General features: G+C 31.7%; 9 protein-coding genes. All 9 read right to left on the minus strand.

Annotated features, from left to right (window positions below):
- Positions 1 to 217: 217 nt before the first annotated feature.
- A complete protein-coding gene (locus ACLNCV_RS06065) occupies positions 218 to 2,341 on the minus strand; it encodes a peptidase domain-containing ABC transporter (protein WP_424844999.1) in 2,124 nt (707 codons plus the stop codon).
- Positions 2,342 to 2,347: 6 nt separating this feature from the next.
- Entirely contained in the window at positions 2,348 to 5,599 is a 3,252-nt protein-coding gene (locus ACLNCV_RS06070) for a type 2 lanthipeptide synthetase LanM family protein (RefSeq protein ID WP_424845000.1), read from the minus strand.
- An 82-nt stretch (positions 5,600 to 5,681) separates the two neighbouring features.
- Positions 5,682 to 5,897, minus strand: a complete 216-nt coding sequence (locus ACLNCV_RS06075) for a plantaricin C family lantibiotic (protein WP_084946468.1) — start codon at positions 5,895 to 5,897, stop codon at positions 5,682 to 5,684.
- A gap of 145 nt (positions 5,898 to 6,042) precedes the next feature.
- Positions 6,043 to 6,771, minus strand: a complete 729-nt coding sequence (locus ACLNCV_RS06080) for an ABC transporter permease (protein ID WP_247935387.1) — start codon at positions 6,769 to 6,771, stop codon at positions 6,043 to 6,045.
- Positions 6,772 to 7,512: an ABC transporter permease gene (locus tag ACLNCV_RS06085; RefSeq protein WP_424845001.1), complete on the minus strand. Its 741-nt coding sequence runs from the start codon at positions 7,510 to 7,512 to the stop codon at positions 6,772 to 6,774. It abuts the gene before it with no gap.
- Positions 7,505 to 8,440 carry an ABC transporter ATP-binding protein gene (locus tag ACLNCV_RS06090; RefSeq protein WP_084888244.1) on the minus strand — a complete coding sequence of 312 codons (936 nt, stop codon included), beginning with the start codon at positions 8,438 to 8,440 and terminating at the stop codon, positions 7,505 to 7,507. The genes ACLNCV_RS06085 and ACLNCV_RS06090 overlap by 8 nt, the downstream gene beginning before the upstream one ends.
- Before the next feature lie 157 nt (positions 8,441 to 8,597).
- Entirely contained in the window at positions 8,598 to 8,780 is a 183-nt protein-coding gene (gene slmA / locus ACLNCV_RS06095; RefSeq protein WP_371483371.1) for a salivaricin M family lantibiotic, read from the minus strand.
- 154 nt (positions 8,781 to 8,934) lie between these two features.
- Entirely contained in the window at positions 8,935 to 9,255 is a 321-nt protein-coding gene (locus ACLNCV_RS06100; RefSeq protein WP_371483369.1) for a DUF5966 family protein, read from the minus strand.
- Positions 9,248 to 9,532: a DUF5962 family protein gene (locus tag ACLNCV_RS06105; protein WP_424845002.1), complete on the minus strand. Its 285-nt coding sequence runs from the start codon at positions 9,530 to 9,532 to the stop codon at positions 9,248 to 9,250. Before ACLNCV_RS06105 ends, ACLNCV_RS06100 begins: the two co-directional genes overlap by 8 nt.
- Positions 9,533 to 9,539 lie beyond the last annotated feature (7 nt).

Consider the following 9,539-nt stretch of genomic DNA (forward strand, 5'->3'; position numbering starts at 1 on the left):
GGTAATGAGTGGCAAGAGAGGAATCAAATTCCTCTAGCTAAGGACTTGTAAGTTTTATCACAAGAAAAAAGTATGGTCTAATACTAAATTTTCAGTAGAAAATTTAGTAAAGCTTCCTACAATAAAACGCATAGTATCAAGGTTTTTGTGGTTCTTGATATTATGCGTGTTCTGCTTTTCGAGACTTTTTGTACAGACTCATAAAACCTAATCAAAATTAATTATATGAGGTTTCAAAAAGCCTTTTATACATACCTTCTTTACCACATAACTCATCATGTTTTCCGCTATCTATGATTTTACCGTTATCCATAACAATAATATTATCATATTCCTGAGCGTTAGATAGTCTATGAGTTATAAAAATTTGGGTAATTCCTTTATGTTTTAAATTATCCATTATTTTCTTCTCTGTTATAGTGTCCAATTGACCAGTACCTTCATCAAAAATCATAATCTCTGGATTTTGCAAAATAGCTCGAGCTATTGCTAAGCGTTGCCTTTGCCCACCTGATAAATTATTACCATTATCCCCAATACTAGTATAGTATCCCATGGGCATATTATTAATCTCTATATCTAATTCAGCTAAACTTGCTGCAGAAATGACATCCTCCATAGAATGGCTATGAGTTAAATCTATATTGGAAATCACAGTGTCGTTAAACATTACATCATTTTGTAAAACAACTCCGAAACTCTTCCTATAACTATTTAAATCAAATAAATTAATATCATTACCATTATATAAAATCGTATTTTTCTCTACATCATACAGCCGTAGCAATAATTTAATAAGTGTAGTTTTTCCGCAACCTGTCCTCCCCACTATAGCAATACGTTCACCTTTCTTAATAGTTAATGATATATCATAAATAACTTTATAGGCACTACTATAAGCAAAACTCAAATTTCTGAAAGTCATCATTTCAAATGGGGGTAGTTTAGAAATAGAAAATTGATTTTTCTCTTCTGGAGTATAAATGATATCAAAAACTCTATCTAAAATTGTAAAACAAAATTGAAATTGAAAACAGTTTTGTACGATTAGAGTAATAGGTGAAAGAAGCAAAGAAACCAATGATAAAAATGACATTAAATTCCCCAGAGACATCATATGCTGCTGTACTTCTAGTCCTCCCAAAATTAAAATTAGTAAGTTTGGTACGAGTCTATAAATAGCAATAAAAGTCTGAAAAATATTTAGATAATTTTCACGCTCAACATCAAATTTAAGCTCATTATTAAACATTTCTTTCCATTTAGAATATGAAACATCTCCTTTTGCTGAGACTTTCAAAAATAATAGATTAGAAAAAATTTCCATCAAATAACCTTGAGTCAATTCTTTAGAACTGATAAAATTCGAATTCTTTTCTTCCAATTTTTTTAACAAAAAATATAAAACAATGAATAAAAACACAGCAAAACATGTGATTATAAGTGTAAAATATAATGAAATCATTGCCATAGCTATAAAAGCAATAATAATTGTAGATAAATCAATTAACAAACTTGATATTCCACTTGAAATTATTTTCTCTAAAGAATCTAAATTATTGATTCGAGTTACAATTTCACCTGAAGATCTACTATCAAAAAATTTCATAGGTAGAGTGAAAATTTTGCCAACAATTTTATCTTTTAATGTAAATATGTATCTCTTCTCAACTATAATGATTAATTTAGTTCGTATGAAGCTAAATAACGCATAAAATATAATTAAGGAAAAAACTGAAATAAGCATCCCTAAATGATACATTTCTCCTTGACTAATTACATTATCAATAATAAATCTTGTTAGCAAAGGTAATAATAAGGTGAGACTCTGTACCAAGATTGATATTAAAGAAATATAACTTAGCCTTTTAATATCAATTTTACCTATCTTCAATATTTTAAAAAAATTATTATGTTTCTTTTTTTTAGTAAATTTCCTATTTGGTGAGAAGAAGATTACAATACCAGATATATTATTTGCAAAGTTTGATATATCTTCTGTTATTCTACCTTGTTCTGGATCGATGAATACTACACTATGCTCATTATGTTTTTCCACTACAATATAATGAGCATTACTAGTTAAAGCTATATAGGGTTCTACAATTTTGTTCCCCAAAAATGTTTTAACATTTAAAATCTCAGACGCCTTTGAATCCAATCCAAAATAAGAAGCTATATTTTTAATATCTCTAATGGATAATCCATCCCTTGAATTCTCAAAATCACAGCATAATTCATATAAGTTTGCCTCATGCCCATAATAATCTAAAATCATTGCCATGCATGCTAAACCACAACTGGTATCAGATAATTGTTGTATGAATTTTACCTTTTTCAATTTGAATCACCAAATTTCTAGATTAATTACAGAAGGAATTGATAAATTATTCAAAGTTAGTAAGCCTAATCCTATTCCAGCTATTCCACTCATTAGACTTGGAGAATTCTTATACGGAAGACCGCATTTCCAATTTTCTGATTCTAAATCATCAAGAATCGTATTAAGATAGGAGTAAACTACGCTGTATAAATGCTCAGAGTTCGTTTTCTTAGCAACATAAAATAGAATGTTTAGATTCCCTAAGTCTCCATGGCATAGACAGTGGCTTTTTCCAAAACCATATTTTATTGTTGTATCAATAGCTACATCCATATCAGATTTCATTGTTTTTCGAAACTCTATATTTAATGTATTATTTTTATACAATTCTAATCTACTTATAAGTATACCCGGAGCACCATGACACCATGAAACAGGAATATTTTCAACAATATCTTTATATTTGATACCACTTTCTGTTTCTCTATAATCTGACCAATTAGATTTTTCAGTATCAAACATAGAATTTTCAAAAATTATACCTTGTTTAATTATAGTTTTAAGCTTTTTATCTTCTGGGAAATATCTACTAAGTTTTGACAACGCCCACACAATTCCTGAAACTCCGTGTGCAAAACCCGCTAAAGGATTGGAAGCCATCGTTCCTTTCCATGCTCTTCCATCTTGCCCTTCAATAGTAATTTTTATAGAATTTTTTTCTAAATGACTAAATATATCATGCGCTAATATCAAGAGAGCTTCGTCTCTAGTAACTTCAAATACATTTAGCAAATGTATAATCGCACCAGCAGAACCTACAAGAACATCAAAATTTTCATCATTTCTATATCCTTTTTTCAAATCATCAATAATATCATAGATATAAACATCTAGTTCATCAGAATTAAAGTGTTCAGCCATCCTTGTCTTCAGCAACAATAATACATATATAATGGGTGTCTCTCCAGAAAAACCTCCAAACAATACCTGAGAGTGATTAGCAAATTGCTTTCTTGAATCTAAATAATACTTGAGAGATCGGTAACATTTTTTCAAGTATATGAGATAATCTGTTTTCTTGGTCTCCAAATATAAGAATAAATAGAATAACATAATACCTGATATACCATTATACAGATCACATCCGATTGGAACCATATTCCAATCATTCGTTTTCTCTCCCAGTATGTTCATGTCTACCCAGCATATATCTCCTGAAGTACCACTATATGAAATTTTAGATAAATAGTCAGCAATTTTTTCTGTTAGAGGTACAATTCTACTTTTTGTTTCTTGTATTTCTTTCTCATTTAAATTATGTATCACTTTTACAGATGGTTTTAGAGGCACAAAAGAATCCTGAACTAAATTATACGAAGGATCGTAATTCAAAGTTGTTTCAATCAAATTTAACTGAAATTCCATATCCTTCTGACAAAAGTCTCTTATTTGTTGAATTACTAATTCTATTCCTGAAATATTAAAGAAATTTTGATATTTCGTTAGTTCAGAACATAAGAATCTATCAGATATTTTTGTCTGAAATAATGGAATATCACCCAATAATAATGATTCGAATTCTGAACTAGCTATTCTTTGTACTTTTTTATCCTCAAAAACTATTTTCCAAACTTTTGAAAATAACATTTCCCTATCTAGACCACTCCTTAAAAAACTAGGATGATAAGATGTTTGTATTAAATTAGAATAAAATTGTGTGGGCCTCATTATTTGTCTAGAATACGCATTATTAAATTTTTCTATCTCAACCAGAAACTCTTCTATTGATGAAGGATCTTTTGAAATAATTTCATAAGCTTCTTTAAAGCCAGCAGAAACGTAATTTTTATATGAATTCAAATCAACGTCCTTGCCCGATAGAATAAAAGGCTGATTATCTTTACTTTGCAATGCGGATTGTTCATAACCAATTTTCATTTCATCCGTCATACTATGCATGATACTTGCACGTTCAATCGGAATCATCTCTCCTGCGCTTGAACTTAGACCGCTAATATCCACCCCAGAGTTCCCATCTTTACCCCAAACTATATTAGGTAAAATACCTACTCTTTTCACAGATTTTTCTAATAAAGAGAATATTAGTTTATCTGCCGTTTCGTATTCCTTTCTGTATTCCGTTGTATTATGAAATAATGTTTCAATATCGACAAGAACTGGTCTATTACCATTAGCTATGATATTTTCAAAATGAATATCGTTTCCCCTCATAGCAAATAATAAGAATAACAAGTATCCTAGATGTGTATAAAACTGAATAAAATCAGATTCATATGTGCATGGTAAGTGTTCTATGTACTCTACCCATCCATAATTTCCACGATTCAAAATATTTGTTACATATAGATTTTTATTGAATTTCAGGTTGTACCAGCTAAGCAAGTTTTGAAACTTCACATCCAATATTAAATCTCTTGGTTTATATACTAACTTATTTGTTCCAAACCAAAGGAGATATACTGATTTTCCATGATTATGAAAATCTGACACACCAGATTCAATCTTTGTTAACTCCCCATTGATAGAAAAATGTTCCTGTAATAATGCTTTATCTTCTTTTAGGTTTGTTAAAAATTCTACATTATTAGTAACCCAATTTTGAATATTTTCAATAATCAATCGAAACATAACAGGATATTCTTTTAATATATCCCAAAAATGGTCCGATAAGTATATTTCTGAAAAATATTTAAATCTTTTTTCTCCAGTTTCACCTTTTAACATATTTTGTTCTTTCAGAACTTGTAATTCTAATATCAATGTTCTGTAAGAAATATTCAAAATTTGTTGGAATAACGCAATTAATAAACTATTCAAGACGTCTCTAGTGACTTTCAAATTCTGACTACTCAAATTATCTTCAAGTTTATAGGCAGCAAATTTCAAAAATGGTATGACAAAATTACTGAAAATAGGTTTTCGTTTTCCCTCACTGTCAACTATATAAAACTCTGGTAATGTATAATCATTTCTCTTAAAAAAGAACTCTATAAATTCGTTCATATGTGAAAATGAATCTATATCTTTCACATCATATGTACGTTCTTCCAAAAAAATATCTAAATCATGTTTAGAAAAATCATTTTTTTCTTGTAAATATTCCCAAAATTCATTAGAACCTTCTCCAATAAAATTATCCCAATACTCTTTTCTTTTTCTTGATTTCAAACCATCCCCTAAATCATGACTAGAAATTTTTCTTTCAGAGAAATAAGAAGCATCTTTAAAATCTGTTATGTTTAATTTTCGATTCATTTTCAACTCCTAAATATAAAATAACAGGTGACATCCTACTTTTAGGTGTCACCTATCCCAAAGATTCAATAGAATTAATCTATTAACAACAAATGAATGTTAAGAAAGGACACTCTGTGGTGATAGTACAACCACGACCACAAGAATGCTCTCCTGAATAACATGCACAATAAGATCTAGCTGTTCCGCCAGCCATAGTTTGGTCCATCTCGCTATCGCTAAGTTCACGCAAGATATCCCCAGCTGGATTACCTTCTGTACTTAGTGATTCGTAAATAGGTTTTTTCCAATCAGACATAATTGTTGAATCCCTTTCTAGTTACTGATTTCTCTTATTAAATATAGTGACACCTCAAACCTTTGGGATTAAAAAATTCAAAAGAGATACCAGTAACAAATATTTAAATCCGCTGTAATTATAACTCTGAAAGTTATGATTACAGTCATTTATAAGCAAAAATAATGTTCATCATGCGTTTATCTGCCAACAAATAAAGGAGACATGCCACCAAGGTAACCAACCAAATGGCATATACAGAAACTGTTAAAACCGTAAATTGCTCCATGATGATTAGTAGTAAATTTGCCAGATAATACCGCCCAACAACCGTTGTTAAAGCAAACAAACCTGCAAATGACAATAAAAAGGCAAGTGGTAGGGCAAGGATAAGTTCCTTCCGATATTTTCCTAAGAAGAGGACAATAATACCAGCAGACAGTGTATAAGCAAAAGCAATTGCTCCATAAACAAGTCCCCAAGATAACATTGCAAGACTAGAGAAAGCAAAATCACCATCCATTAACTCTAGGACCAGCATAGCCAAAAAAGTGAATTCACTGACTAGTAGATTAATCAACAAAGCAAGCATAAATTTCGCTTGGAGTAATTGTTTCAAATCGACAGGAATTAGTCTGAGATTTGAAATCGTTTTAGACACTTGTTCTATTCTTATCAAATCCACTAAAATCATGCTCGCAAAAGGGAGGAGAAAATAGTAGTTCAAAAAGAAGAAACCATTTTCTACATACCAGCCATTCACACTACCGTACGAATGCCCTTGATAAATCTGATGACCAATCATAAACTCTAACAAAAAGAGCAGGATGGCTACAAAGGGAATCATATACAGTATCTTTCGCCTTCTTAGTTTAGTCAATTCTAGCATCAACATTTATTCATCCACCTTTCTTAACCAAGATTTAATGGACAAGAAAGACAAAACAAGTAAAGATAAATCTAGTACAACAATCGATAAGATAGCTGGCTGTTGAAGCACCACTCCTTCTCTGTTTCCTTCCCAGATTAAACTGTTAGCACTTGTTACTGGACTGATATTTGGACTCGTCCTTGCTAAAAAAAATGACACTAAAACATACATGACACCGACCAAATTCCCAACTATCTCCTTGCCTCTGACTTTTATCATGACCAAAGCAACTAAAGGAAATACTCCCATGGGAATTAAGATACCACTACTCATACAAAGATAGAAGAATCTTAATAATAAAGACAAACTGACTGTCGAAGAAAAGCGGGATAGTAGTGCGAATAAGGAAACCGAAATATAGGTGAATAACATGATACACAGAGCGTTGATTTCTATATACAAAATCTTAGCCCAGAATGTCTTCATTAGATTTGCTGAAGCGAGTTTCAAGTTGTTCATGATGCGATAGCGATATTCTACACCAAATGCCTGTATTGTATAGGAAACACAATACAAAGGGAGAATCAAAAAGTTTAAATAAGACAAAGAAAATTTATAGACAAAGGGAAAGGAGTCAAACAAGCCTCTCGCATCATTTACATAATAACAGATGAGAGCTAGGTAGAGGGAAACAACACCATATACGACAAAATTCAGTTTTTGATGCCTTTGTTTGAGAAATTCAATCTTCACTAAATCAAGCAATTCCCTCACCTCCTGTTACCCGCTTAAAGTAATCCTCTAAACTTTCATTGTTTTTATAAGAATATTCTTTTAGAACTATTCCGTTATCTTTTAAGGAGTTAGATACGACTGCAATGTCAAAAGTAGGTGATTCTCCCTGAAGTTCAAGTTCTATATCCGAAAGAATACTAATCTGTTCTTGCAGATTTATCCTGCAAAGCACTTCCTTAGCTTGAGGAGCATCCGAAACAATTAGGTGGATTTTCCTTTTATCTGCACCATCTATTAATTCCTGCATAGTCTTTTCAGCCATAAGGTGGGCATCATGCAGTATCCCAACTCTATCTACAAGCTTTTCAAGTTCTGAAATAATGTGACTGGATATTAAAATCGAAATGCCATGATTGGTACTGAGTTCCTTTAGATAACGGCGCATTTCAAGGATACCAATAGGATCCAAACCATTTGTTGGTTCATCTAATATCAGAATTTTCGGCTGGTGCATAATAGCGTTAGCAATTGCTAACCTTTGCTTCATTCCCAGAGAATACTGCTTGAATAGTTTTTTATTTTCCCCATCTAATCCTACTACTTGTAAAGCTTGCTCTACCTGTTTTAGCGAAATTCCTCTCAATCTTGCAAAAATAGAGAGATTTTCAGGTCCCGTTAAATTAGGATAAAAAGAAGCACTGTCCAATACCACACCGATTTGAGATAGCAAATCCTTAGAAAATTCACCTAACAGTTTTTCAGATAGAATATTCACTTCACCACTATCCATAGCTGTCAAGCCTAAAATAGCCTTGATAAAGGTTGTCTTTCCAGCTCCATTTCTTCCTAGTAAGCCATAAATTTCTCCCTGTTTTAGCGTAAAGTCTATCTTATCTAAGATAATTTTCCCATCATAGGATTTTGATAAATTAGATGTCTGTATTACTGGATTTCTCATTTTATTCTCCTCCTACTCACTATGGTTTAAACCTAGTTCTATACTCTCCAAAGAAAATGAAAATTTAAGTAAAAGAATCATTAAAAACAGTTTAATTTCTACAAATTTATATTAACTTAAAATTTCATTTTCAAATTGATGAGTATCGAAATCTAGGCTATCCGCATTTCACATTGTTCGTTGTGCATTCGAAAGAGCCTGTGAACCAACGTTCACAACGTCCCGCCAATGTAAGTTGAACAGCTGTAAACCAACCAGAACCTGATTTACCGGAAAGTTCTTGGTTTTCAACCTCGAAACTTAGAGAATCAATCTCTGGACGACTTGTATTTTTAGCCATAAGGTTGCCTACTTCCTTCTTTTAGATGATCATCTTTACAGTAACTAGTATAAACTCTAGTATTGGCTAAGTAATGAGTAAATCGTGCAAGTTTTTTATTTTCGAGAAAAATTTTTATAGTACCCAATTAAAAAGTAGCTGAACAATCTCTTGCTCAGCTACTTTTCAATCTTCTTGTCCAACTAATGATTTTCAAAACACTACATACAAGCAAGGTTAGATTAAAGACCACATAAAATCCTGTAAAACTGATCAGACCATTCTGGGATAAATCTTCCATATAAAGGGGCGGTTCAGTAAAGAACAAATAAATTCCATAGACCTCCACGAAAATAAGGAAACTGACAAAACCAATCAAGAAAAGTCCACTGGCAATAAGAAAGAGTCTCCATAAAAGAATGAGAATTCCTCCTACTGCTAAAAAAATTACTGGGATAAGGAGTAAATCATTCATGACTTTCTCCTTTCTAGTCAATCAATTGACGATAATGGGTGGCAAGAGAGGAATCAAACTCTTCTAGTTTTTGAACCAATTCCAGATAGTCCTCTTTTTCATATTCTTCAAAGTCCACACCTCGATGATTCTGAAGAGCGATTTCCAATTGGCTAGTAAGTTCTCGTTTGGAAAAGCTGTAATCCCCTGTCACTTCCTCATAATGTTCCTTTAATTCCTTGTAGGTTTGGTATTCTTCAGGTGTTTGAAATCCCTGTACCAAAGCCTCTTCTAATTGATAATAGGTATCTTCCATCATAATCGTT

Origin of the sequence: Streptococcus sp. CL5.50 (genome assembly GCF_049738015.1) — a bacterium.
In the GTDB taxonomy this organism is placed as follows: Bacteria; Bacillota; Bacilli; order Lactobacillales; family Streptococcaceae; genus Streptococcus; species Streptococcus mitis_CA.